The following is a 1,385-nucleotide window of genomic DNA, read 5'->3' on the forward strand; positions in this document are numbered from 1 at the left end:
AGTGGTTTGGCAAGCATTGGCTTTGCTAGCCACTTACGTGGTATCGACGCCTGCTTGTTGGGGATAATCCCCAAGCCCCTTAGGATTTTTTCTGCGAAAAAATAAGTGGCTAGAATACTAGCCACTTAAAGATTAATTCTCGAAAAAATATCGGTTATCGATAAAGGAATTAATCTATGTTTTTTTCTCTTTTCTTTACTTAAAGATTTAGGGACTTCATTCTTCATCAAATCATCAAGACTAATTTCATAAAATTGAGCAATATGTAATAAATTAATAGCATCAGGAAGACATTTTCCGTTCTCCCATTTATTAATTGTTTGAATTGATACATATAATTCATTTGCTAAGTATTCTTGAGTTATTCCTTTTTCTTTTCGTAATCTTCTTAACTCTTGATCTAGATCCATCAACTCACCTACCAAATTTAAACTTCGTTATAGTATTATTTAAACTTTTATATAATTTAATTAAATAAAAATCGAATAAAAACTTACTAAAAATTCTATTATTATTAAATTATAAAAATAAAAGAGGTGGAATTATGAAAAAGAAATTAATTAGTACAGTAACAGGTGTTATGTTATTATCTTCGCTTTCAATAGCTCTGCCACAAACTCCTTTAAATCCTATAGAACATAAAAATGTTGCTAAAGCTGAAGGAAAAGTAATTGCTAAGCAAACTATTAGTAAAAAATCAGTTAAACAGATGGCTAAAGAAATGCCTAAAAGACAAAAAAACTATAAAGAATGGGGAGCGACAGCTGCAACACTATTTGGTAAATATGGTGGTCCACCAGTGGCAGCAGCTGTATTAGCAAGTGCGAATGCTCAAAATGATACAATAAATACTTTTAAAAAAGCAGCTAAGCAAAATAAAAGGGTACAAGTAATTATAAAAACTGGACCTACACCAAATCTTCAAAAGATTTCATACAAAATCATATAAAAAGAAAGGAAAAATAGGGCGTTTTTGTCCTATTTTTTCCTTTCTTTTATTATTTTTATAAAATAATCTCTAATTACAAATATTAAAAATGTAATAATAAATAAAATAATACTTTTGCTAAGTGAGTGTTCAAAAATCAGAAAAAGAATAAAAATAACAAAAGCTGCTATAATACTAGATATTAACGATTTTGCCATTATTATCACCCTTTAGAATTAATAAAAGTATTAATTAAATAATATAATATAAAACAACTTTTATCCATATGAAATTTTAAAATATATTAAAATTCAAAAATATTAATACATAAATTATACAAATTAATTACCCATAAGGGATAAATTATGTCAACTAACTAAAAAGGCTTAAACGTTGATTTAACAACGTTTAAGCCTTTTTTTAATGATTATCGGTTATGCAGGTTTTATACATCATT

General features: G+C 26.8%; 2 protein-coding genes. One reads left to right on the forward strand and one right to left on the reverse strand.

Annotation, left to right across the window (positions count from 1 at the left end):
- Nucleotides 1-125: 125 nt before the first annotated feature.
- Nucleotides 126-410, reverse strand: a complete 285-nt coding sequence (locus tag HMPREF3265_RS00035) for a helix-turn-helix transcriptional regulator (protein ID WP_070860817.1) — start codon at nt 408-410, stop codon at nt 126-128.
- 134 nt (nt 411-544) lie between these two features.
- On the opposite strand from HMPREF3265_RS00035, the gene HMPREF3265_RS00040 reads away from it, so the two are divergent.
- Nucleotides 545-949, forward strand: coding sequence for a hypothetical protein (locus HMPREF3265_RS00040; protein WP_070860818.1), 405 nt, complete (start codon nt 545-547; stop codon nt 947-949).
- The last annotated feature ends 436 nt before the right edge of the window (nt 950-1,385 follow it).

The sequence above is a fragment of the Staphylococcus sp. HMSC62B09 genome (assembly GCF_001839115.1).
GTDB lineage: Bacteria > Bacillota > Bacilli > Staphylococcales > Staphylococcaceae > Staphylococcus > Staphylococcus haemolyticus.